Source organism: Pseudomonas sp. MF6751 (genome assembly GCF_016613265.1).
GTDB classification, from domain to species: domain Bacteria; phylum Pseudomonadota; class Gammaproteobacteria; order Pseudomonadales; family Pseudomonadaceae; genus Aquipseudomonas; species Aquipseudomonas fluorescens_BV.
In genome coordinates, this window is the sequence record NZ_JAENSV010000004.1 from 117,733 (window position 1) to 140,933 (window position 23,201).

The 23,201-nt window shown below is 59.8% G+C and carries 19 protein-coding genes; 15 read left to right on the plus strand and 4 right to left on the minus strand.

Annotation, left to right across the window (positions count from 1 at the left end; translation table 11 throughout):
• The 15 genes from hscB to JJD66_RS05475 all read left to right on the plus strand — a co-directional run bounded on the left by hscB (nt 1) and on the right by JJD66_RS05475 (nt 14,373).
• A complete protein-coding gene (gene hscB, locus JJD66_RS05405; RefSeq protein ID WP_200647718.1) occupies nt 1–522 on the plus strand; it encodes a co-chaperone HscB in 522 nt (173 codons plus the stop codon).
• Nucleotides 523–573: 51 nt separating this feature from the next.
• On the plus strand, nt 574–2,436 hold the full coding sequence (gene hscA / locus JJD66_RS05410; protein WP_200647719.1) for a Fe-S protein assembly chaperone HscA: 1,863 nt from the start codon (nt 574–576) through the stop codon (nt 2,434–2,436).
• Nucleotides 2,437–2,439: 3 nt separating this feature from the next.
• A complete protein-coding gene (gene fdx / locus JJD66_RS05415) occupies nt 2,440–2,781 on the plus strand; it encodes an ISC system 2Fe-2S type ferredoxin (protein WP_032895388.1) in 342 nt (113 codons plus the stop codon).
• 14 nt (nt 2,782–2,795) lie between these two features.
• Nucleotides 2,796–2,996 (plus strand): Fe-S cluster assembly protein IscX, encoded by a 201-nt coding sequence (gene iscX / locus JJD66_RS05420; protein ID WP_034128025.1) that lies wholly within the window; start codon nt 2,796–2,798, stop codon nt 2,994–2,996.
• A gap of 92 nt (nt 2,997–3,088) precedes the next feature.
• Nucleotides 3,089–3,514 (plus strand): nucleoside-diphosphate kinase, encoded by a 426-nt coding sequence (gene ndk / locus JJD66_RS05425; RefSeq protein ID WP_003175956.1) that lies wholly within the window; start codon nt 3,089–3,091, stop codon nt 3,512–3,514.
• Nucleotides 3,515–3,543: 29 nt separating this feature from the next.
• A complete protein-coding gene (gene rlmN, locus JJD66_RS05430) occupies nt 3,544–4,692 on the plus strand; it encodes a 23S rRNA (adenine(2503)-C(2))-methyltransferase RlmN (protein ID WP_003194014.1) in 1,149 nt (382 codons plus the stop codon).
• A 12-nt stretch (nt 4,693–4,704) separates the two neighbouring features.
• The gene (gene pilW, locus JJD66_RS05435; RefSeq protein WP_105228359.1) at nt 4,705–5,463 is read left to right on the plus strand and encodes a type IV pilus biogenesis/stability protein PilW; all 759 of its coding nucleotides are present in this window, start codon (nt 4,705–4,707) and stop codon (nt 5,461–5,463) included.
• Complete coding sequence (locus JJD66_RS05440) at nt 5,463–6,449, plus strand: RodZ domain-containing protein (RefSeq protein ID WP_200647720.1); 987 nt, start codon at nt 5,463–5,465, stop codon at nt 6,447–6,449. Before pilW ends, JJD66_RS05440 begins: the two co-directional genes overlap by 1 nt.
• Nucleotides 6,450–6,451: 2 nt before the next feature.
• Entirely contained in the window at nt 6,452–7,561 is a 1,110-nt protein-coding gene (gene ispG, locus JJD66_RS05445) for a flavodoxin-dependent (E)-4-hydroxy-3-methylbut-2-enyl-diphosphate synthase (RefSeq protein ID WP_003175952.1), read from the plus strand.
• A gap of 23 nt (nt 7,562–7,584) precedes the next feature.
• Nucleotides 7,585–8,874 (plus strand): histidine--tRNA ligase, encoded by a 1,290-nt coding sequence (hisS, locus tag JJD66_RS05450; protein WP_034128022.1) that lies wholly within the window; start codon nt 7,585–7,587, stop codon nt 8,872–8,874.
• A 41-nt stretch (nt 8,875–8,915) separates the two neighbouring features.
• Complete coding sequence (locus tag JJD66_RS05455; protein ID WP_003194010.1) at nt 8,916–9,557, plus strand: YfgM family protein; 642 nt, start codon at nt 8,916–8,918, stop codon at nt 9,555–9,557.
• Nucleotides 9,550–10,701 (plus strand): outer membrane protein assembly factor BamB, encoded by a 1,152-nt coding sequence (gene bamB / locus JJD66_RS05460; protein ID WP_032903676.1) that lies wholly within the window; start codon nt 9,550–9,552, stop codon nt 10,699–10,701. The genes JJD66_RS05455 and bamB overlap by 8 nt, the downstream gene beginning before the upstream one ends.
• 139 nt (nt 10,702–10,840) lie before the next feature.
• The gene (gene der, locus JJD66_RS05465) at nt 10,841–12,310 is read left to right on the plus strand and encodes a ribosome biogenesis GTPase Der (protein WP_016977675.1); all 1,470 of its coding nucleotides are present in this window, start codon (nt 10,841–10,843) and stop codon (nt 12,308–12,310) included.
• A gap of 135 nt (nt 12,311–12,445) precedes the next feature.
• Nucleotides 12,446–13,594, plus strand: coding sequence for a pyridoxal phosphate-dependent aminotransferase (locus tag JJD66_RS05470; protein WP_200647721.1), 1,149 nt, complete (start codon nt 12,446–12,448; stop codon nt 13,592–13,594).
• Complete coding sequence (locus JJD66_RS05475; protein WP_200647722.1) at nt 13,582–14,373, plus strand: amidohydrolase; 792 nt, start codon at nt 13,582–13,584, stop codon at nt 14,371–14,373. The genes JJD66_RS05470 and JJD66_RS05475 overlap by 13 nt, the downstream gene beginning before the upstream one ends.
• A gap of 197 nt (nt 14,374–14,570) precedes the next feature.
• On the opposite strand, the gene leuA is transcribed toward JJD66_RS05475, so the two are convergent.
• The 4 genes from leuA to xseA all read right to left on the minus strand — a co-directional run bounded on the left by leuA (nt 14,571) and on the right by xseA (nt 23,197).
• Nucleotides 14,571–16,250, minus strand: a complete 1,680-nt coding sequence (leuA, locus tag JJD66_RS05480) for a 2-isopropylmalate synthase (RefSeq protein ID WP_200647723.1) — start codon at nt 16,248–16,250, stop codon at nt 14,571–14,573.
• A gap of 398 nt (nt 16,251–16,648) precedes the next feature.
• Nucleotides 16,649–20,521 carry a membrane-targeted effector domain-containing toxin gene (locus tag JJD66_RS05485; protein ID WP_200647724.1) on the minus strand — a complete coding sequence of 1,291 codons (3,873 nt, stop codon included), beginning with the start codon at nt 20,519–20,521 and terminating at the stop codon, nt 16,649–16,651.
• A gap of 471 nt (nt 20,522–20,992) precedes the next feature.
• The gene (locus JJD66_RS05490; RefSeq protein ID WP_054897807.1) at nt 20,993–21,814 is read right to left on the minus strand and encodes a M23 family metallopeptidase; all 822 of its coding nucleotides are present in this window, start codon (nt 21,812–21,814) and stop codon (nt 20,993–20,995) included.
• A 3-nt stretch (nt 21,815–21,817) separates the two neighbouring features.
• Nucleotides 21,818–23,197 carry an exodeoxyribonuclease VII large subunit gene (xseA, locus tag JJD66_RS05495; protein ID WP_054897806.1) on the minus strand — a complete coding sequence of 460 codons (1,380 nt, stop codon included), beginning with the start codon at nt 23,195–23,197 and terminating at the stop codon, nt 21,818–21,820.
• Nucleotides 23,198–23,201 lie beyond the last annotated feature (4 nt).

The following is a 23,201-nucleotide window of genomic DNA, read 5'->3' on the forward strand; positions in this document are numbered from 1 at the left end:
GTGGGTACTCCTTGTCTTTTCGCTTTATTCGAGCTGCAGCCGAGCTTTCGGCTGGACCTTGAGCAGCTCGCCACGCGCTACCGTGAATTGGCGCGTGGGGTGCATCCGGACCGCTTCGCTGACGCTTCCGAGCGTGAGCAGCGCTTGGCCCTTGAGCAATCGGCCAGCCTCAACGAAGCCTATCAGACGCTCAAAAGCCCCGCGAAACGCGCGCGTTACCTGCTCGCGCTGAACGGTGGCGAGTTGCCGTTGGAGGTTACGGTTCACGATCCGGACTTCCTCATGCAGCAGATGCAGTGGCGCGAAGAGCTCGAAGACTTGCAGGACGAAGCCGATATAGCCGGTGTTGCGGTCTTCAAGCGCCGTCTGAAAACCGCCCAGGATGAGCTCAACGAAAGCTTCGCAGCCTGTTGGGATGATGCGGCGCAACGCGAACAGGCCGAACGCCTGATGCGGCGCATGCAGTTTCTCGACAAGCTCACCTACGAAGTGCGCCAGCTAGAAGAGCGCCTCGACGATTAACCCAGTGCTGCCCGTGATGCACGCCTGATAGACAGATAAGACCTGATTACCATGGCTCTACTGCAAATCGCCGAACCCGGCCAAAGCCCTCAACCGCACCAGCGTCGCCTGGCGGTCGGGATTGACCTGGGCACCACCAATTCCCTGGTTGCTGCCTTGCGCAGCGGCCTGTCCGAGCCACTGCCTGACGCTGATGGGCAGGTGATCCTGCCGTCCGCCGTGCGTTATCACGCCGACCGCACTGAAGTGGGCGAATCGGCCAAGCTCGCCGCGTCCGCAGACCCCCTGAACACGGTGTTGTCGGTCAAGCGCTTGATGGGTCGTGGGTTGTCCGACGTCAAGCAATTGGGTGACCAACTGCCGTACCGCTTTGTCGGCGGCGAGTCCCATATGCCGTTTATTGACACTGTTCAGGGGCCCAAGAGTCCGGTGGAAGTGTCGGCCGATATCCTCAAGGTGCTGCGCCAGCGTGCGGAAAACACCTTGGGTGGTGAGCTGGTAGGGGCGGTTATCACCGTTCCTGCGTATTTCGATGACGCCCAGCGTCAAGCCACCAAGGATGCGGCGAAACTTGCCGGCCTGAACGTGCTGCGCTTGCTCAACGAGCCAACTGCGGCGGCGGTGGCCTATGGCCTTGATCAGCACGCTGAAGGCCTGGTCGCTATTTATGATCTGGGCGGCGGCACCTTCGATATTTCGATCCTGCGCCTGACCGGCGGTGTGTTTGAAGTGCTCGCGACCGGCGGCGACAGCGCTCTGGGCGGCGATGATTTCGATCACGCCATCGCTGGCTGGATCATCAGCAGTGCCGGCTTGTCGGCCGACCTGGACCCAGGCGCGCAGCGCAACCTGCTGCAAACTGCCTGTGCGGCCAAGGAGGCGCTGACTGACGCTGCTTCTGTTGATGTTTGCTACGGTAACTGGTCGGCGCCACTGACTCGCGAAGCCTTTGATGCGCTGATCGAACCGATGGTCGCCCGCAGCCTCAAAGCCTGCCGTCGTGCTGTGCGTGATTCCGGTATCGAGTTGGAAGACGTTGGCGCAGTGGTCATGGTAGGTGGTTCCACCCGCGTGCCGCGCGTGCGTGAAGCGGTAGCCGAAGCCTTTGGGCGCCAACCATTGACCGAAATCGACCCGGATCAAGTCGTCGCCATCGGCGCTGCCATCCAGGCCGATACCCTGGCTGGTAACAAGCGAGACGGCGGCGAACTGCTGTTGCTCGACGTGATCCCGTTGTCCCTGGGCCTTGAAACCATGGGCGGCCTGATGGAGAAGGTGATTCCGCGTAACACCACCATCCCCGTCGCACGTGCCCAAGATTTCACCACCTACAAAGACGGTCAGACGGCCATGATGATTCATGTGCTGCAAGGCGAGCGCGAGCTGATCAGCGACTGCCGTTCCCTGGCGCGTTTTGAGTTGCGTGGCATTCCGGCGATGGTCGCGGGCGCGGCGAAAATTCGCGTGACATTCCAGGTTGATGCCGATGGCCTGCTCAGTGTCGCTGCGCGCGAACTGGCGTCTGGCGTTGAAGCCAGCATCCAGGTCAAGCCGTCCTACGGCCTCACCGATGGCGAAATCGCCAAGATGCTCAAGGATTCGTTCCAGTATGCCGGTGACGACAAGGTCGCCCGCGTATTGCGCGAGCAACAAGTGGATGCCCAGCGCCTGCTTGAAGCGGTGCAGGGCGCCCTTGACGCCGACGGCGAGCGCCTGCTGGATGCCGAAGAACGCATGGTCATTGACCTGCAGAGGCAGGAACTGGCCGAACTGATGAAAGGCAACGATGGTTACGCCATCGAGCAACAGACCAAGCGCCTGTCGCAAGTGACTGATGCCTTTGCCGCCCGCCGTATGGATCAGACGGTTAAAGCCGCGCTGGCGGGCCGCAACCTGAATGAAATTGAGGAATAACTGATGCCGCAGGTCACTTTTCTACCGCACGCCGAACATTGCCCTGAGGGCATGGTCGTGGAGGCTGAGACCGGCAAGTCCCTGCTCGACGTCGCCCATGACAACCACATCGAGATCGAAAGTGCCTGTGGCGGCGTCAATGCCTGCACCACCTGTCACTGCATCATTCGTAAAGGTTTCGACAGCCTAAATGAGGCTGACGACCTGGAAGAAGACTATCTTGATCGGGCGTGGGGCCTGGAGCCGACGTCGCGCCTGAGTTGTCAGGCGAAAGTGGGGACTGAAGACCTCACCGTCGAAATCCCGAAATATTCGCTCAACCATGCAGCCGAAGCGCCGCATTGATTCAAGGAAATGTCATGAGCCTGAAATGGGTTGATGTACAAGAAATCGCTATACAACTTGCTGAAGCTCATCCTGAGGTCAATCCTCTTACCGTGAACTTCGTCAAGTTGCGCGACCTCGTAATGGCGCTGCCGGATTTTGACGACATCCCTGACCGGGGTGGCGAAAAGGTCCTGGAGGCGATTCAAGGCCTGTGGATCGAAGAAGCAGACTGAGCCGCCTTTTTACGCAGTTAGGCAATACCCAATAACCCGCGTATAATTCGCGGGTTTAATTTTTCGTAAATTACCGTTTCTGGAGTTACACCATGGCTGTTCAACGTACTTTCTCCATCATCAAGCCTGACGCTGTTGCAAAAAACGTCATCGGCGAGATCACCACTCGTTTCGAAAAAGCCGGCCTGAAGGTTGTAGCTTCGAAACTCAAGCAACTGTCCAAGGCTGAGGCTGAAGGCTTCTACGCTGAGCACAGCGCTCGTGGCTTCTTCGGCGACCTGGTTGCCTTCATGATCTCCGGTCCTGTTGTTGTCCAGGTTCTGGAAGGCGAAAACGCTATCGCTCTGAACCGTGAGCTGATGGGCGCTACCAACCCTAAAGAAGCTGCCGCTGGCACCATCCGTGCTGACTTCGCTGAATCCATCGACGCCAACGCTGTTCACGGCTCGGACTCCGAAGCTGCTGCTGCTCGCGAAATCTCGTACTTTTTCGCTGCTACTGAAGTAACCGCTCGCTAAGCATCGGCTTAAAGAGTGAGGGTGAATCCATGACTACATCGACTGTTAAAACCAACCTGCTGGGTCTGACTCAGCCGGAAATGGAGAAATTCTTCGACTCAATCGGGGAGAAGCGTTTCCGTGCCGGTCAGGTAATGAAGTGGATTCACCACTTTGGCGTCGACGATTTCGACGCCATGACGAACGTCAGCAAGGCCCTGCGCGACAAGCTCAAGGCCATTGCCGAGGTGCGTGGTCCCGAAGTGGTCAGCGAGGACATTTCCAGCGACGGTACCCGTAAGTGGGTCGTGCGCGTGGCGTCCGGTAGCTGTGTCGAGACCGTGTACATTCCCCAGGGCAAACGTGGCACTTTGTGCGTTTCGTCCCAGGCAGGCTGTGCCCTGGACTGCAGTTTCTGCTCCACCGGCAAGCAAGGCTTCAATAGCAACCTCACCGCCGCCGAAGTCATCGGCCAGGTGTGGATTGCCAATAAATCCTTTGGCAGCGTCCCGGCGACCGTCGACCGTGCCATCACCAACGTGGTGATGATGGGCATGGGTGAGCCGCTGCTGAACTTCGACAACGTGATTGCGGCCATGCACCTGATGATGGACGACCTGGGCTACGGCATCTCCAAGCGCCGTGTGACCCTGTCGACCTCCGGCGTGGTACCGATGATCGATGAGCTGGCCAAGCACATCGACGTCTCCCTCGCGTTGTCGCTGCACGCACCTAATGACGCATTGCGTAACCAATTGGTGCCGATCAACAAGAAATATCCGCTTAAGATGCTGCTCGAATCGTGCCAGCGTTATATGGCGACCCTGGGTGAGAAGCGTGTGCTGACCATTGAGTACACCATGCTCAAGGACGTCAACGACAAGCTGGAGCACGCAGTCGAGATGATCGAATTGCTCAAGGACACCCCGTGCAAGATCAACTTGATCCCGTTCAACCCGTTTCCTCATTCTGGCTACGAACGGCCGAGCAACAACGCCATACGTCGTTTCCAGGATCAACTGCACCAGGCCGGCTATAACGTCACTGTGCGAACCACTCGTGGTGAAGACATCGATGCCGCGTGTGGCCAATTGGTAGGGCAGGTGATGGACCGCACCCGCCGCAGTGAACGTTATATCGCCGTGCGCGAACTTAACGCCGCTGAAGATTTGCCGCAAATCGCTGTGAATCGAATCTGAGAGAGGATCTCTATGCCCTTGCGCCTTGCGCTGCTTTTACTGTTTACCGGCCTCGTGGCCGGTTGCGTTTCATCGGGCCATGACAGCCCGTTGCGCACTGATAAAGGCCGTGATGAGGCGCGAGTTGCCTATGTGCAACTGGGTTTGGGGTATCTGCGCCAAGGCATGAGCGAGCAGGCCAAGGTGCCGTTGAAAAAGGCCCTTGAGCTGGACGCCGATGATGCCGATGCCAACGCCGCGCTGGCCTTGGTGTTTCAGGCTCAGGCCGAGCCCGAGCTGGCCGACCGCTATTTCCACAAGGCCCTGGCCTCCCGCCCTGCCGATCCGCGGCTGCTGAACAACTACGGCAGTTTCCTGTTCGAACAGCAGCGGTACGACCTGGCGTCACGTTATTTCCAGCAAGCTGCCACCGATACCCTCTACCCGCAACGTTCGCGGGTGTTCGAGAACCTCGGTGTGACCTCGATGCGCCTCGGTCAGCGCGACAGCGCTCGCCAGCAGTTGGAAAAAGCCCTGCACCTGAACAGTCGACAGCCACGGGCATTGCTCGAAATGGCTGAGTTGTCTTACGAAGACAGGCATTATGTGCCGGCACGTGACTATTACGAGCGTTTTAGCCTGCTCAGCGGGCAAAATGCACGTAGTCTATTGCTCGGTGTGCGCCTGGCGACGGTTCATGAAGAACACGACACGGCCGCACGTTTTGGCCAGCAACTCGAACGACTCTATCCCGGTACGCCGGAATATCAGCAATACCTGTCGGAGCAATGATGAAAGCCGCGCACCCGGAAGATGTAGCAGCTAATCGCGTCAACCCAGGCGAAACCTTGCGCCAGGCTCGTGAAAGCAATGGTTGGTCGCTGGCTGAAGTGGCCCTCAAGCTCAATTTGACCAGTAACTCGCTGGCCAACCTGGAGGCCGGCGCGTTCGACAAGCTGCCTGGGCACACTTTTGCCCGCGGCTATATCCGCGCCTATGCAAAATTGCTGGGTATCGACCAGGCCGTGCTGGTCCAGGCGTTCGACCAGTTCACCGGCACCGACGCCCAGGGCAGTAATGTCCATGGGTTGGGGCGTATCGAAGAGCCCACGCGCGTTTCCCACACCATTTTGCGGATTGTCAGCCTGTTGTTGCTGATTGCCGTGGTCGGCGGCGGTTTTGTCTGGTGGCAAGACCAGACCTCCCAGCGCAACAAAGACCTGACCAGCAACGCCATGGAACATGTCGAAGTCGAAAGCGCCGACGGCACCACCCAGATTCACCCCCTGGACGAGCCGGAAGACCAGGCCGTGGTAGAGGGGCAAGCTGCGCCGCAAGCGCCGGCCACTGCCGAACAACCCGCGCCAGACGCTGGCACGGCCCCTGCTGCGGTACCGGCTCCGGCTGTTCCGACCGCTCCGGCAGCACCTGTGGCCCAGGCTCCGGCGGTTCCAACGCCCGCACCTGCGACCCCTGCGCCAGCCGCACCCGCAGCGCCGGCGCTGTCGCCTCCCACCACCCCGGCATTGATCGCCGGTGATGGGCGCGTACAAATTACCTTCATCGCTGACTGCTGGACGCAGGTCACCGATGGCAACGGCAAAGTGCTGTTCAGCGGTTTGAAGCGTAAGGGAGATACGCTTGACCAGAGCGGCAAGCCTCCTTTGACGCTGCGTCTGGGCTTTGCCCGTGGCGCGCAAGTGGCCTACAACGGCCAGCCTGTAGACGTGGCGCCGTTCACCAGTGGCGAGACTGCTCGCCTCAAGTTGGGACAATAGTCATGCACGGCGAATCTCCAATCAAACGTCGCGTATCGCGCAAGATCTGGGTCGGCTCGGTGCCGGTGGGTGGCGACGCCCCCATTGCAGTGCAGAGCATGACCAACAGCGACACTAACGACGTGGCCGCCACCGTTGCCCAGATCAATCGTCTGGAAGCGGCTGGCGTGGACATCGTGCGGGTGTCCGTTCCGGACATGGACGCAGCCGAGGCCTTTGGTCGTATCAAGCAGTTGGTCAAGGTCCCACTGGTTGCCGATATTCACTTCGACTACAAGATCGCATTGCGCGTGGCCGAACTGGGTGTGGACTGCCTGCGTATCAACCCCGGCAATATCGGGCGTGAAGACCGCGTGCGTGCCGTGGTGGACGCTGCCCGTGATCGCGGTATTCCGATCCGTATCGGCGTCAACGCCGGCTCCCTGGAAAAAGACCTGCAAAAGAAATACGGCGAGCCCACTCCGGCAGCGCTGGTTGAGTCGGCACTGCGCCACGTTGAACACCTTGAACGCCTGAATTTCCAGGACTTCAAGGTCAGCGTAAAGGCCTCGGACGTGTTCATGGCCGTGGAAGCCTATCGCCTGCTGGCCAAGGAAATCGTGCAACCGCTGCACCTGGGTATCACTGAAGCGGGCGGTTTGCGCTCAGGCACAGTGAAATCTGCGGTGGGTCTCGGTATGCTGCTCGCCGAAGGGATTGGCGATACTATCCGCATCTCCCTGGCGGCAGACCCCGTAGAGGAAGTGAAGGTCGGCTACGACATTCTCAAGTCCCTGCGTTTGCGTTCCCGTGGTATCAACTTCATCGCCTGCCCGAGCTGCTCGCGGCAGAACTTCGACGTGGTGAAAACCATGAACGACCTGGAGTTGCGCCTGGAAGACCTGCTGGTGCCGCTGGATGTCGCAGTGATCGGTTGTGTGGTCAACGGGCCGGGTGAGGCCAAAGAGGCCCACGTGGGCCTGACGGGTGGCACACCGAACCTGATTTACATCGACGGCAAACCGTCGCAGAAGCTAACGAATGACAATCTGGTGGATGAGCTGGAAAAGCTGATCCGCGAGAAAGCGGCCGAGAAGGTCGCCGCTGACGCAGCGCTGATCGCTCGCGGCTGATTGAACGAATTTAAGGATCTGATGTGAGCAAGTCTCTGCAAGCCATTCGTGGCATGAACGACATCCTGCCGGAGCAGACGCCACTGTGGCGCTACTTCGAAAGCACTGTCGCGCGCCTGCTGGATAACTACGGTTACAAGCAGATCCGCATGCCGATCGTCGAGTTCACCGAGCTGTTCAAGCGCTCCATCGGTGAAGTGACCGATATCGTCGAAAAAGAGATGTACACCTTTGAAGACCGTAACGGCGACTCCCTGACCCTGCGCCCGGAAGGCACTGCCGCGTGCGTTCGCGCCGTACTGGAACATGGCATCACCGGTGGTGGCCAGACCCAGAAGCTGTGGTATATCGGCCCGATGTTCCGCCACGAGCGCCCGCAGAAAGGCCGTTACCGCCAGTTCCACCAGATCGGTTGCGAAGTGTTCAACCTGGACGGCCCGGACATCGACGCCGAGCTGATCGTGCTGACCTGGCGCCTGTGGGGCCAACTGGGCATCCGCGATGCGGTCAAGCTTGAACTCAACAGCCTGGGCACCAGCGAGTCCCGGGGTCGCTATCGCGAAGCCCTGGTCGAGTACCTGTCGGCCCACCTGGACAAGCTGGACGAAGACAGCCAACGCCGTCTGAAGACCAACCCGTTGCGCGTCCTGGATACCAAGAACGCCGACACCCAGGCCGTGCTGGTCGATGCGCCGAAAATGGCTGATTACCTGGATGACGAGTCCCGGGTGCATTTCGAGGGCCTCAAGGCGCGTCTGGATGCAGCCGGTATTCCCTACGTGATCAACCCCAAGCTGGTGCGTGGCCTCGACTACTACAGCAAGACCGTGTTCGAGTGGGTCACCGACAAGCTCGGCGCCCAGGGCACCGTGTGTGCCGGTGGTCGCTACGACGGCCTGGTCGAGCAAATGGGCGGCAAGCCGACCACGGGCGTAGGCTTTGCCATGGGCATCGAGCGGCTGATCCTGCTGCTGGAAACCCTGGAGCAGGTCCCGGAAGAAATTTCCCGTCAGGTGGACGTGTACCTGTGCGCCTTCGGCGAGGCTGCCGAACTGGCGGCCCTGGCCTTGAGCGAAAAAGTACGTGACCAACTGCCCAACCTGCGCCTGCAGATCAATGCCGGCGCTGGTAGCTTCAAGAGCCAGTTCAAGAAGGCCGACAAGAGCGGTGCGCTTTACGCACTGATCCTCGGCGATGACGAGCTGGCCCAGCAAGTGGTAGGTTTCAAACCCCTGCGTGGCCAGGGTGAACAACAGAACATTGCCTTTGATGCGCTCGCTGCGCACTTGGCCACCTGCGTTGTGCAGGGTTGAAGCTGTCGAACAGCCGAATTTAGCGATTAAGGAGTATTGGGGTGTCGAGTACTGATGATGAGCAACTGGCCGAGTTCAAGGACTGGTGGCAGCGTAACGGCAAGCCCCTGGTCACTGGCGGCCTGCTGGCTTTAGTGGTGGTGTTCGGCTGGCAAGCCTGGACCAAGTATCAGGCCAACCAATCCCAGGGCGCCTCGATCGTTTATCAGCAATTGCTGGAAACTACCCTGACGCCGGACGGCAAGCCTGACCCAGCGCAGGTTGCAGACCTGGCCGGCAAGCTGAAGAACGAATTCGGCGGGAGTACCTACGCCCAGTACGGCAGCCTGTTCGTCGCGAAAGTCGCGGTCGATACCGGCAAACTGGATGACGCCGCCACCGAGCTGAAGGCCATTGCCGACAAGCCGACCAACCCGACCCTGGGTGAAATCGCACGTCAGCGCCTGGCACAGGTATTGGCGGCGCAGAACAAGGCTGACGAAGCACTCAAACTGCTCGACGGCGATGCTGACAAGGCATTCGTGGCCACTCGCGAAGAGCTCAAGGGCGACCTGTTGGTCCAATTGGGTCGTACCGACGAAGCCCATGCTGCGTACCAAAAAGCCAAGGCGGCGCTGTCTGATGAAGCGGCGGTCGGTGGCTTACAAATCAAGCTCGACGACTTGGCCAAAGGGGATGCGTGACGTGATCCGTTGGAAACATGCAGCATTGCTGGCTCTGGCCGTTTTGGCCGCGGGTTGCAGCAGCAACAGCAAAAAAGAACTGCCTCCTGCCGAGCTGACCAGCTTCAAGGAAGAAGTGGTCCTGCAAAAACAATGGAGCCAATCCATTGGTGATGGGCAGGGCGACCTCTACAACCTGTTGCAGCCGGCGATTGACGGCGACAACATCGTGGCTACTGATTCCACTGGCGTCGTGGTTGCCATGGATCGCATGAACGGCGACGTCAAGTGGAAGAAAGACCTCGAACTGCCGGTTTCCGGCGGTGTGGGCGTCGGCTACGGCATGGTGCTGATCGGTACCCTCAAGGGTGACGTGGTCGCGCTGGACTCCAGCACCGGTGAAGAGAAATGGCGCGCTCGCGTGACCAGTGAAGTGCTCTCGGCGCCGGCGACCAACGGCGATATCGTTGTGGTGCAAACCCAGGACGACCGCGTGATCGGCCTGGATGCCTCCACCGGCGACCAACGCTGGTTGTACGACAGCACCCCTGCGGTGTTGACCCTGCGCGGTACCAGTGGTCCGATTGTGACCAACAACCTGGCCGTTGCTGGCTTGTCGACCGGTAAAGTGGTTGCCCTGAATACCCAGAACGGCGTGCCGGCCTGGGAAACTCGTGTGGCCATCCCGCAAGGTCGCTCCGAACTGGATCGCGTGGTAGACATCGACGGCGGCTTGTTGCTGTCGGGTGAAACCCTTTACGTCGCCACCTACCAGGGTCGTGTTGCTGCGCTGGACCTGCAAAGCGGTCGCATCAACTGGCAGCGTGATGCCTCCAGCTATGCGGGTGTCGCCCAAGGGTTTGGCAGCGTCTATGTGAGCCTGGCATCCGGCACCGTTGAAAGTGTCGATGAGCGTTCCACCACTGCACTGTGGAGCAATGACTCCCTGGCTCGCCGTCAACTGTCGGCACCGGAAGTCTTCTCCAGCTACGTCGCGGTCGGTGACTTTGAAGGCTACCTGCACCTGCTGAGCCAGGTGGACGGTCGTTTTGTCGGTCGCCAGCGTATCGACAGCGACGGCCTGCGTGCGCGTCCGCTGGTGGTGGGTAACATGCTTTATGTGTATGGCAACGGCGGCAAGCTGGAAGCCCTGACCATCAAGTAAAGGTTTGACTATGCTTGGGGTAACCCCCAGGCGGCCCTGCTTCGGCGGGGCATGCGGCATCTGACGATGCTGCCCCGAGCACCAGCCGCTGCCCTGCAGCGGCTTTTGTATTTTCTGAAATAACGAAGTGGAGAGCCGCATGGTTCCCGTAATCGCCCTGGTGGGCCGACCTAACGTCGGCAAGTCCACCTTGTTCAACCGCCTGACCAGGACTCGCGACGCCATTGTCGGCGACTTGTCCGGTCTGACCCGTGATCGCCAATACGGTGAGGCAAAGTGGCAAGGGCGCTCCTACATTATTGTCGACACCGGTGGTATCTCCGGTGACGAGCATGGCATGGACGAAAAGATGGCCGAGCAGTCGCTGCTTGCCATTGAAGAAGCCGATGTCGTGTTGTTCCTGGTGGACGCCCGCGCGGGCTACACCGCTGCCGACCAGATGATTGGCGAGCACCTGCGCAAGCGCAACAAGCGTTCCTATCTGGTCGCCAACAAGATCGACAACATCGATCCTGAGGCCGCCCGTGCCGAATTCAGCCCGATGGGCCTGGGCGATGCGATCCCGGTCGCCGGTGCCCACGGCCGCGGCATCACCCAGATGCTGGAAATCGCCCTGCGCGACTTCCCAAAGGATGATGTCGAGGAAGAAGAGGGCGAGGAAGAGATCGTCGCTGAAGGCGAGGAAGCCAAGCGCATTCCTGGCCCGAGCGAAAAAGACGGTATCAAGATCGCTATCATCGGCCGCCCGAACGTCGGCAAGTCGACCCTGGTCAACCGTATGCTCGGTGAAGACCGCGTTATCGTCTACGACCAACCCGGTACCACCCGCGACAGCATCTACATCCCGTTCGAACGCAACGAGGAAAAGTACACGCTGATCGACACCGCCGGTGTGCGCAAGCGCGGCAAGATCCACGAAGAAGTTGAAAAGTTCTCCGTGGTCAAAACCCTGCAGGCGATCAAAGACGCCAACGTGGTGATCTTCGTGATGGACGCCCGCGAAGGCGTGGTGGACCACGACCTCAACTTGCTGGGCTTTGCCCTGGAAGCCGGTCGTGCCCTGGTCATCGCGATCAACAAGTGGGACGGCATGACGCCGAGCGAGCGCGATTTCGTCAAGATCGAGCTGCAACGTCGGCTGTTCTTCGTCGAGTTCGCCGATATCCACTTTATCTCGGCATTGCACGGCACTGGCGTGGGCAACCTCTACGCGTCCGTACAGAACTCGTTCAAGTCCGCGGTTACCCGCTGGCCGACCAACCGCCTGACCCAGATCCTGGAAGATGCGGTCGGCGAGCACGCGCCGCCGATGGTCAACAACCGCCGGATCAAACTGCGTTACGCCCACTTGGGTGGTGCCAACCCGCCGATTATCGTGATCCACGGTAACCAGATCGAGAAGGTGCCCAAGTCCTATGTGCGTTACCTGGAAAACACCTACCGCCGTGTCTTGAAACTGGTCGGTACGCCGATCCGTATCGAGTTCAAGGGTGGCGAGAACCCATACGAAGGCAACAAGAACACACTGACTGACCGTCAGGTGAACAAGAAGCGTCGTTTGATGACTCACCACAAGAAGGCCGACAAGAAGCGCCGTGATAAAAAATAACGGCAGCTTCGAGTTGTAAGCTACAAGCTGCAAGAGAGGGCTCCTTTGGAGCCCTTTTTTGTGCCTGGCGGTTTGCCCCTTGACCTGCTTGCAGCTTGCAGCTTAAAACTTGCAGCTCACCCGAAGGGGGCTCCCATGATCACCAGTAAGCTGCCAAACGTCGGCACGACCATTTTCACCACCATGTCGCAACTCGCCGCCGAAACCGGCGCGCTCAATCTGTCCCAGGGTTTTCCCGATTTCAATGGTCCGCAGGGTTTGCTCGATGCAGTGGGTAAGCATATCGCCCTCGGTCATAACCAGTACGCCCCCATGACAGGCCTGCCGGTGCTGCGTCAGCAAGTGGCGGCCAAGATCGCCCGAAGCTATGGCGTCACGGTGAATGCCGACACTGAAGTGACCATCACGCCAGGCGCTACCGAGGCGATTTTTTGCGCCATTCAGGCGGTGATTCGCAGCGGCGATGAAGTCATCGTGTTCGACCCCAGCTATGACAGCTACGAGCCTTCGGTTGAACTGGCCGGTGGCCGCTGCGTGCATGTGCAACTGAGCCTGCAAGGCTTCGCCCTGGACTTCGAGAAACTCAAGGCTGCGCTTTCACCGCGTACGCGCATGATCATCCTCAATAGCCCGCACAACCCCACCGGTGCATTGATCAGCCGTGCCGAGCTGGACCAGTTGGCCGAACTGATCAGCGACCGCGATATCTACCTGATCAGCGATGAGGTCTACGAGCACCTGGTATTCGACGGTGTGCCCCACGTCAGCGTATTGGCCCATCAGGAACTGTATCAGCGCGCATTCGTGGTCAGCTCATTCGGCAAGACCTATCACGTCACAGGCTGGAAGACCGGCTACGTGGTCGCGCCACCGGCCCTCAGCGCCGAACTGCGCAAGGTGCATCAATATGTCAACTTCTGCGGCGTCACCCCTTTGCAGTACGCTTTGGCGGACTTCATGGCCGAACACCCGGAACATGTCGAAGAACTGCCGGCCTTCTATCAGGCCAAGCGGGACCTGTTCTGCGACCTGCTGGCGCCATCGCGCTTGAGCTTTACCCGGGTGACCGGCACTTACTTCCAACTGGTGGATTACTCGCAGATACGCCCAGACCTGGATGACATCGCCATGTCCCTGTGGATGACCCGTGAACATGGCGTGGCGACCATTCCGGTTTCGGTGTTCTACCAGCACCCACCCCAAGGCCAGCGCCTGGTGCGCCTGTGCTTTGCCAAACGCGAGGAGACGTTGCGACAAGCGGCGGAAAAACTATGCGTGATCTGAGTGTACTGCCCAATCTGAACATTGCCCTGGTGCAGACGAGCCTGGCCTGGCATGACCGGCATGCCAATTTCGAACACTTCGAGTTGCTGCTGGAGCAGGCCAAAGGCGCCGACTTGATCGTGCTGCCAGAGATGTTCACCACCGGTTTTTCCATGAAATCAGAAACCCTTGCCGAGCCGGAAAACGGCCCCACCCATCATTGGCTCCAGGCCCAGGCGGCAAAGTATCAGGCCGTGATTACCGGCAGTGTGATCATCCAGGCCGCCGATGGCAGCCACCGCAACCGTCTGCTGTGGGCGCGGCCGGATGGCGAGGTATTGCATTACGACAAGCGCCACCTGTTCCGCATGGCCGGTGAACATGACCATTACACCCCAGGTGAACGTCAGGTGCAGTTCGAGTTGAAGGGATGGCGCATTCGCCCGCTGATCTGCTATGACCTGCGCTTCCCGGTGTGGAGCCGCGACGCCCAGGATACGGACCTGCTGCTGTACACCGCCAACTGGCCGGGCGCTCGGCGTCAGCATTGGAATCGGCTGTTGCCGGCGCGGGCCATTGAGAACCTGTGTTACGTGGCGGCGGTGAACCGGGTGGGCACCGACGGCAAGGGGTTTGCCTACACCGGCGATAGCCAGGTGTTGGATTTCCAGGGTGAGACTTTGCTGAGTGCAGGGGAGGCGGATGGGGTGTTCCAGGTGATCCTGGATGCGGCGGAGCTCGCGGCTTACCGCACGCGGTTCCCGGCGAACCTGGATGCCGATAGCTTTCAGTTTGTCTAAGGCCTATCTGTCGCCTGCAAGAGCGTCATCGCGGGCAAGCCCGGCTCCCACAGTTGATTGGGGTTACCTGAAAAATGCAATCCAAATGTGGGAGCCGGGCTTGCCCGCGATGACGGCCCCACAAACAATACAACTCTGACGCCGAACAAAAAGGCCCCTGGATTCTCACCCAGGGGCCTTTTGCATTACGGCAATGCTTACGCCGCTTTGGCTTCCTGCTGGCTCAACGAACGGTTCAGCGCACTGAACAGCGCCTTGAAGCTGGCGGTAGTGATGTTTTCATCGATCCCCACACCATGCACCGGGCGTTCGCCGTTGACGCGCAGTTCAATATAGGCCGCCGCCTTGGCATTGGTACCCGCACCAATCGCGTGCTCGTTGTAGTCCATGATCTCCACGCCAATCGGCAGGCCGGCCACCAAGGCTTCCAGCGCACCGTTGCCTTTGCCCTTCCAATGCAGGTTGGTTTCGCCCTGGCCTTTGCCGGAGACTTCTACCTCGACAAAGCTGTTGCCGTTCTCTTCCTGCAGGCGGTGGCTGACCAACGCGTACGGCGTGTTGGCTTGCAGGTATTCACGCTGCAGCAAGGCGTAGATCTGTGGCGCGGTCATCTCCAGGCCCACGCGGTCGGTTTCGACCTGCACCACCTGGCTGAACTCGATCTGCATGCGACGCGGCAAGCTGATGTCGTATTCCTGCTCCAGCAGGTAGGCGATACCGCCTTTGCCCGACTGGCTGTTCACGCGGATCACCGCCTCGTAGCTGCGGCCAATATCGGCCGGGTCGATCGGCAAGTACGGCACTTCCCACAGCGCATCGTCTTTCTGCTGGGAGAAACCTTTGCGGATCGCGTCCTGGTGGGAACCGGAGAATGCGGTATGCACCAGGTCGCCGACATACGGGTGACGTGGGTGCACCTGGATCTGGTTGCATTCCTCGACCACTTTGCGCACGCCGTCAATGTCCGAGAAGTCCAACTGCGGGTCCAGGCCCTGGGTGTACATGTTCAGTGCCACGGTGACCAAGTCGACGTTACCGGTGCGCTCGCCGTTGCCGAACAGGCAGCCTTCCACACGGTCGGCGCCGGCCATCAGGCCCAGCTCGGTGGCCGCCACGCCAGTGCCACGGTCGTTGTGGGTGTGCAGGCTGATGATCACGCTGTCGCGACGGTTGATATGGCGACCGAACCACTCGATCTGGTCGGCATAGATATTCGGCGTGGCGCACTCGACGGTCGCTGGCAGGTTGAGGATCATCTTGTGCTCAGGCGTCGGGTTCCACACCTCGATCACCGCGTCGCAGACTTCCTTGGCGAACTCCAGCTCGGTGGCGCTGAAGGTCTCTGGGGAATATTCGAAGGTCCACTGGGTTTCCGGCTGCTGGGCAGCGTATTTGACGAACAGCTTGGCGGCGTTGACCGCGATGGCCTTGATGCCGTCCTTGTCCTGGTTGAACACGATGCGGCGGAACGACGGCGAGGTGGCATTGTACAAGTGCACAATGGCTTTCTTCGCGCCGCGCAGGGATTCGAAGGTGCGTGCGATCAAGTCTTCACGGCCCTGGGTCAGCACCTGAATGGTGGTGTCCTCGGGGATGTGGTTGTCTTCGATCAGGGTGCGCACGAAGTCGAAGTCGGTTTGCGACGCGGCAGGGAACGAGGCTTCGATTTCCTTCACGCCAACGGCCACCAGGGTCTTCCAGAAGCGCAGCTTTTTCACCGCGTCCATCGGCTCGATCAGCGACTGGTTGCCATCACGCAGGTCGGAGCTGCACCAGATAGGCGCTTGGGTGATGGTCTTCGACGGCCAGGTACGGTCCGGAATGTCGATGGTGGGGAACGCGCGGTACTTCGAAGACGGGTCTTTGAGCATGCTCATCGGGAAATCCTTGGTTGTAGGGGCCGAGAAAAGGCGGCCTGCCGTGGAACTGTTATTGGGGATAAAACTGAGGGCGAGGCAGATCGATTCAGCCTGGCAGTCGTGCGCTGACAAGGCACAGGCTGCGGTGCTGGCGGAGCTGAATGAGGGTGTGAGAGGTTTTCATAAGCCCAACCCTAACCGTGGCCAAGTGAGATGGCAAGGTGGTCGGGAAAAATTGATAGATTTTCTGTGTAAAACAAGCTTTACGAATATTTATTGCTAACAGCATCTTGTTTTCTTCACATTGTTGCGCTGCTGTAGGTGGTGGCGCAATTTTGGTGATGAGGTTTTCCCGTGGCGCCGCATGCGACAGTGAAGGGCTCACCATCGTGCAAACAACGCACGACGGTGATTACTCAAATGACTTTATGGAAGACCTGATAATCCCCTGCCGTATGGCTATTCGTGACGTTGGCCCCGGGATCCCTTGGTATTGACGGGCCGCTGATGGCAACACTCTTGTTGAATGTTTTGTCCGGGTACACGCCTATGCCCACCCCTCCAGTGAGTTCCGCCAGACCTGGAACGTTTCGGGCCGTGTTCATATGGGCCCGGCCGACCAAGGCGAGTACTTTTTCGCCCGGCTTGCGTGTTTCCAAGATACGGGTCGCGAAGTAATTGAATTCTTGCAGGCGAGTAATGCCGTTGTCGTTGTCCCCAACGTACTTGTAGAAATCGGGCATATCCGATCGGCGGGTCAAGTAGTGGTGCTCGAGGGATTTGACGGTGATTCCATTGTCATTGGCAAGTTGAACCAGTTCCGAGAGCGTGGGAGACGCGCCTTGAGGACGGTGGCCACCCATGCCCACATCCATGAGCTGGCCCGCGGCATTGGTTTCGACACCTTCAATATAAAACGTGGTAACCCCCGACTCTTTGAGGGCCTGCATATTCTCTTTGAGCATCTGGAAACTTGCGATTTCGTTATGGCGCTCGCCCAGTACCACCACATCAGTGATTTCGTAGGCCTTACGCAGCAGGTCGGCCGGCGAGGTGCCGGGTGCGAGCTCCAGCCGGGGCGGGCGCGGCGGCATCTGGCCTTGAGTGAGCATGTTCTTGTAGAAGTTGTACAAATCCCGCCTGAACCAATACCTGGCCACTGGCAAGGTTTTAGGGGTGAAGTCGGCTTCGACCAGCCGCCCTCTGTTGAGGCTGAAATACTCGGCGTCTGGTAACGCTGGTCGGGCAGGGGCCTCGGCGCCTCTCGTCGAAGCTCCCGGTGCCGGCGTGGGCGCTCCACCGGGCAGTTGATTCAGGCGCCATTCACCGTTGCCCGCATGTTGTACAGAGGCGACGATTCTACTGCTTTTGGGCGCAGTTGATGGGACGTTCGGGTCGATGATATTGACCCAGCCACTGCGAGCGTGAAAGGCTGAATCGATCTGATAAACCCTGCTCACGCGGGTACTGTCGGTAAATCGGATGAACCACTCGTCGCCAACGTTATAGGTACCGTCACTCCTTAGCGTCCGGCCGTTGATCATATCGCCAGGCCTGGCGTACGCACTCAAGTCGCGCTCTGGAATGACGGCGTCGTTGGGCGTGCGTGAGCCGGCGATAGTGTTGCCGGTGCTGGCTAAAGGTCGCGCCGGCACTGGGCTGACGGGCGCAGGCAGTGCTCTTGGCCCTGGGCGCGGGGTAATCGCGCCTGTCGCCGTCGACGACTTGAATACCGGGCGTATGGGGGCCGCGCGAACATTGGAGATACCCGCGGCAGACAGGGTGAAATCACTGTAGATCGCCCGTCCCAGGCCGGGTCTTTTGATCAGGTGCGGCAACACTCTGCTGTTGGCGCGCAGTGCGCTGATGCCGGCTTTGCCCAGACGAAAACCCGCAGAGACGCCTTTGCCAGCCACCGGTATCAGGTCGGTAAAGATCAATGCCACTTCAATGCCGAACTCGATTTTGTTCTTGAGCGATTGCCGTGCGACCTCCGCACTGCTTACGGACTGGTGATCCGCTCGGTCGATCGCCATCTGTACGTGTTGCTTGTACAGATGGTCTTGGAAATCACCTTTTATGGGCTCAAGGCGAGTGGCGCCTCCCAGCAGCTTGATCGACGAGACCGCCAGCTCGGGGGACATCAATTTCGTTGGGCTGTACGCAGCTTCTTTAAGCGCTCCCTTGAACTGATCGACCTCATCTTTACTGACGGGTGATTTTCTTTGCGCGATATAGGTTGCCCACTCTTTTTTCTCCAGGAGGGTGTCGAGGGCCTTGTGGTCCGCGACTTCGCGATAAGTAATGCCGTCGGGAGCCTTGGGGGTGTACAGCACCAGCGATGGATCTGTCTGGTTGCCGATCACCATCACGCCCTGCACCGCTAGCCCCCTGTGCAGCAGGCTGTTGGCGACGATGGTTTTCCCATCGACTTGAGGGCGGGTGGCCGGGTCGGGGTGAGTCAGTACCGCATCCGCCCACTGCGCCGCGCGTTTATGGATGTTGTCGCTGGCCAGTTCCGTATAGGCGTCGGGGCTGAGTTCTGCCAGAAACGCCTCTTTGTCCATCGCGTCTGCCAGATGAGCTTTCCACGCTGTGCGCAAGTGCACAGCGCTCCCCGATTGGGCATCTGGGGCCATTTCCTGTTTGAGCAGTTTGGTGTATTCGCCACCGACATCGGCGGTATTGACCAGTGCCTTGAGATCGTCGGTGTCCAGGGTAACCGGCCTGCCGCTCAGGTCCCGTACGGGCTTGCCGTGCTTGTCGCGCAGAGGCAAAGTCATTTTCTCATCGGTGTATACACCTCTTTCGACGGCAGGGAAGCCACTGGGATTCTTCAGCGCCAAGTCGGTCAGGGACACCGCGTCTTGTTTCGAATAGAGGGGTTGGCCAGTCCCTCTCCCACCGTGGATGGCGGTGCGGGTGTGGACCTGCACCATGAGTTGATCCGCATCGATTTCTGCTGCCGGGTATCGCTGTTTGATGGCTGCATTCAGGCGATCACGGGCGAAGGTGTTCAGCGCCGGGATTTTTTCAAGCAGGGGCGTCAGCGCATCCAGGCTCCGTTCCTGCGCTTTGTCCAAGTGCAAAAACAAGGCTTCTTGAAAGGGGCTTAGATTCTTCAACCATTCGGGTTGGAGTTTGTCGGTCAGTTTGGCGTCCCGGGCCAGCATGGCGTTGGTGCCATCGGTGAGGTACGACCAGTCAGCCGCATTATCGATACCTTCCAATGTGGCACTGTCGAGAAGAGGTTTGACGGTTTTGCCTGGCGCCAGTGCTGTGCTCAGGTGGGTATTAATGTCTGCCCGCTGGCGTTTGAGCATCCAGGGGATCGATTGCGCCAACACATCCCCGGCCGATGGCTCGACACTCGACATTAGATCTTTTCCGGTAATAGGGTCGGGCCTGTTTTGCAGAGCCGGGGGCAGGCCTTGCAGGAGCAACTTGGCCTCGACACCGCCCTGGTCCAGGCGGCTGGCCAAAGCCTGGCGTGCCTGGGCCGGGGTTGCGAATTCCTCGAAACCTTCGCTGGGCGTGTACATCACGACGGGGCCATTGTCATCGTTGAGCGCAAGTGCGCGCCCATTCGGCCAGGTGGGCGGCGTAGCATAGGAGCCGTCTTTTCGGGTGATGAGAAAGGCCCCTGGCAGCATCGCGCCATGTTCCGTTTGGTCATCCACAGTGACGGGGTACACCCCTAAGCGATCACCGTCGGTGAAGCGTTTTTCCCGGTCTTGCAGGGTGGGGTAGCGCAACGCGGAGTCGATCAGGCCTTTGCCGGTCGCGCTCAGGGTGCCATCGCTCAGGCGCAGTGAGGCGAGGATCGACAGCTGTTTTTTGTGCAGGAACAACAGTTGCTCTTGCGGCGACATCTGGAGAGTCGGCTGATTTTCCACCGGCCGCGGTGTGCTCCAGTATTCTTCAAGCGCCTGCGGGTATTGCGTGGCAATGCTGCGAGCAATGGATTGCAGCGTGCCGTCGGTAAAGGCCGGTACCGCCAGGTCGGCAATGGTTCGTCGATGCGTGAATTCAGTGCTTATGCCTCGCTCCGGGCGCATCAACGCATTCGGGTTGGCCTGGATGTCGCGGATCATCCTGGCCAGCGCAGCCATCAGGGGCTCTGAAGAGGCCAGTGATTCGCGTCCATCGCCCACTCTGTAGCGATTGAAACTGAGCATGTCGGGATTCAGCGGCCTGATCGCGGGAAACGCTTCCTCAAGTTGCGACTGTATAAAGGCCTTGAAGCCGGGTTGCTGGCTATGCAGGCGTTGCTTGTCTTCAGTCAGCATCCCGTGTTCAGCGGTGAACTGTGTTTCATTGCTGGGTTTGAAATGCTTCACCAACTGCGGGTATCGCATTTTCGCCGGGGTTATACCTGACGAGGCGGGAGTAGGCGGGTCATCGGGGGCGTAATTGGCGGCGGCGGGCAAGGGAGCTGATGCAGGTTGTTGCAGAGTTGCGGGTGGTGTAGGCGGGCTGGTCGGGGGAGTACCGGGTGAGGCGTGAGATGAGGTCAGGAGGTTTTGCGAATGTCGCTCTGACAGTGCTGGGGTAAGTGACATGGAAAGAGTCTCATGGGAATTGAATCTCCAATGCTCAGGTCCTGCTCATTACGTCCGTGTAAATCGCTGGTTGAGTGAGTCTCGGGTGTCGGATGGTTCATCGCAAAAGTGTAAGAAGATCACAATGCATTGCAGCGAACCTCCGGCAGATCAGGCACCAGCGCAGGAAATCACTGACGCCCCTCACGGCCACGGTATTCAGGGTTGAAACGCGCCGATAAAAATCGCCGGATCTACCCGTGCATCGTTCAGGCTGACGTTCCAGTGCATATGCGGCCCAGTGGCCCGGCCTGTCGAGCCGACTTTGCCGACTACCGCACCGCGCACCAGTGGCTGACCCACCTTCACATCGATCTTCGACATATGGCAGAACATGCTGATAAAACCCTGGCCATGGTCGACAAACACGGTATTGCCGTTGAAGAAGTAATTGCCGACCAGAATCACCTTGCCATTGGCGGGTGTCTTGATCGGTGTGCCGGCCGGTACGGCGAAATCCAGGCCCGAATGCGGGTTGCGTTCTTCACCGTTGAAGAAGCGGCGCACCCCGAATTTGCTCGAAAGCGGCCCGTTCACCGGCTTATCCAGCACCAGGTTGCTAGGCAGGTTCGGGCTGAAGCTGCGGTAAGCCTTGAGCTGCACTGCCAGTTCGCCTTCGATGCGCTTGAGCTGGGCCGGGTCAGGGTTGACCTGGCTCTTGTTCTTCAAGGTGATGCGCTGTTCCGGATACTTCTTGTAACCGACGATAAACGGCAGGTTGCGCCCACCGCTGCTGATGCGCTCGTTGCCAGGCTTGACCGTTAACGGGATACCCACAATCGCCAGCCAGTTGTCCTGCTCCTTGACCACCAGCACCGGCTTGCCCTGGTAGGTGGCTTTCGGCGCCGTGGCCGAAGGGCCTAGTTCGACGACGGCCACGCCGCCTGGCACCGGTTTGTTCAGGGTCCGCGTGATGTAACTGTCGGCGTGGGCGTGAAATGTGAGGCACAACAGCATCAACAGGCTCAGTAGGCGTGGCATCGATCAATCCAATAATGAAAGGGTGACGGGTGTCAGGTGGTTGTCTTCCACCCGCACTTGCAATTGGCCTTCACCCAGGCGCGCGGTGAGGCGCTGGCCGGTGTGGGTTTGTGCGGCATTGCGAATCGCCTGGCCGCGCTCGTCCAACAGGATGCTGTAGCCGCGGCCCAGGGTCGCCAGCGGGCTGACCACCTGCAATGTCTGCACTTGGCTCTGCAGTTGCAGACGCCGAGCCTTGAGACCTTCACGCATGGCGCGGGGCAGGCGTTCGGCGAGGCTGTCCAGGCGCTGGCGCAAGAGTGCCAGTTGACGGCCGGGGTGCTGGCCGGCGAGGCGGGTTTCCAGGCGGATCAAGCGCTCGCGACGGGTATTGAGGCTACGCTCAAAGGCGCGGCGCAAGCGCATGTCCAGGTCATCCAGGCGCTGGGCCTGCTGGCGCAAGCGCTCGCCCGGGTGACGCAGGCGCCGGGCCATGCCTTCCAGGCGCAGGCGGCTGTGGCTCAGGCGGTTGCGCATCAGCATTACCAGGCGGCGCTGCAGGTTTTCCACTTGACGCACCAGATGGCTGGCGTCGGGAGCCAGCAACTCGGCGGCGGCGGAGGGAGTAGGGGCGCGGACGTCCGCCACGAAGTCGCTGATGGATACATCGGTTTCATGACCAACGGCACTGACGATAGGGGTAACGCAGGCATCAATTGCGCGGGCCACCGCCTCTTCGTTGAAGCACCACAAGTCTTCCAGGGAGCCACCGCCACGGGCCAGGATCAGCGCGTCGAAACCCCGGGCGTCGGCGAGTTTCAGTGCCCGCACGATCTGCGGGATTGCTTCGCGGCCTTGCACGGCAGTAGGGATCAGGGTCAGTTCAACGTTCGGTGCGCGGCGGCGGAATACGCTGATGATGTCGCGAATTACCGCGCCGGTGGGCGAGCTGATAATACCGATGCGCCGAGGATGCGCCGGCAGCGCCACTTTGCGTTCGGCACTGAACAGGCCTTCGGCGCTCAGCTTTTCCTTCAGTGCATCGAAGGCCAGGCGTAGCGCACCATCACCGGCCGGCTCCACGGTATCGAGGATCAGTTGGTAATCGCCGCGGCCCTCGAACAACGAGACCTTGCCGCGCACCTTCACCGCCAGGCCATCCTTCAACGCCTGGCGTACCCGCGCCGCGTTATTGCGAAACAGCGCGCAACGCACCTGGGCGCCACTGTCCTTGAGCGTGAAATACACATGGCCGGAGGCCGGGCGGGCGAGGTTGGAGATCTCGCCCTCCACCCAGATATTGGTGAACACGTCTTCGAGCAACACCCGCGCGCGGCCGTTGAGCTGGCTGACAGTCAGGACTTCGCGGTCCAGGCCCAAGCGGGCAAAAGGATCTTTAATCATGGGC